Source organism: Caballeronia sp. M23-90 (genome assembly GCF_053574605.1).
In genome coordinates, this window is sequence record NZ_JBSIPA010000923.1 from 1 (window position 1) to 835 (window position 835).

Annotated in this window: 1 protein-coding gene and 1 pseudogene; one reads left to right on the forward strand and one right to left on the reverse strand. The window is 59.8% G+C overall.

Annotated features, from left to right (window positions below):
- Positions 1–320, reverse strand: a pseudogene (locus ACRXB1_RS37020) (polyphosphate kinase 2); the annotation flags it as partial.
- Positions 321–466: 146 nt separating this feature from the next.
- Between ACRXB1_RS37020 and ACRXB1_RS37025 the strand changes: the two are divergent.
- A partial coding sequence (locus ACRXB1_RS37025; RefSeq protein WP_449494903.1) for a DUF2878 family protein occupies positions 467–835 on the forward strand: 369 nt, incomplete at its 3' end.

Here is an 835-nt window from a genome sequence, read left to right on the forward strand (position 1 = left end):
TAGCGCATTACGCAGCGGCACACGCGGGGGTTGAGCCGCTGCGTAATGCGCTTGATCGCACCGCCCTTGCCGGCGGCGTCGCGGCCTTCGAAGATCACCACCAGACGATGTCCGCTCGCAACCACCCAGTCCTGCAACTTTACGAGTTCGCCTTGCAGCCGGAACAGCTCGCGGAAATAAACCTTGCGCTGCTCGCGCGCTTCGGCGGAAAACGCACCTTCGCCGTCGAGAATCCGGTCGTCGACTTCCATCTCCAGTTCTTCGTCGTAGCTGTCGATCAGGTCTTCTTCGAAGCGGCGCTGTTTTTCCTGCGAATTCATGAGTAGCTCCGTTGATTTGGCATGTTGGCGGCGTTCTGGTATTGCTGGGCATCGCTGGAATCAGGACGCAATCCTGCACAATGACGATTATCCGGCCGCTTGATTTCAGGAATGTTACGGCAGCAAACGCTATTCCGGGAGGCTGATTGGTCGGATGGATCATCGGCCCCGCTTTAAAACGCCAATGCGGTAGCATCGCCCCACGTCGTTACGCCAATCAGATAACCGCGAGCCGCATGCCCGACGCATCCAGCAACATTCCAGACGGTCCCGCCCGGAGGTCAGCTTTTGAGCGTTGGGCACCGACGATCTATTTCATCGTCGGGCAATTCGGGTGGTTTGCCTGCGTGCTGAGCGCAGCGCACGATGTTCCGTGGATCGGCGTTGCCGTCACGCTGGTCCTGGTCGCCGTGCATCTGGCTCGGGTGGACCGGCGAGTGCCGGAGCTCAAGCTGCTGGCAAGCGTTATCGTGATCGGCACGCTTTCCCAAACGGCGCCGATCGCGATAACGCTA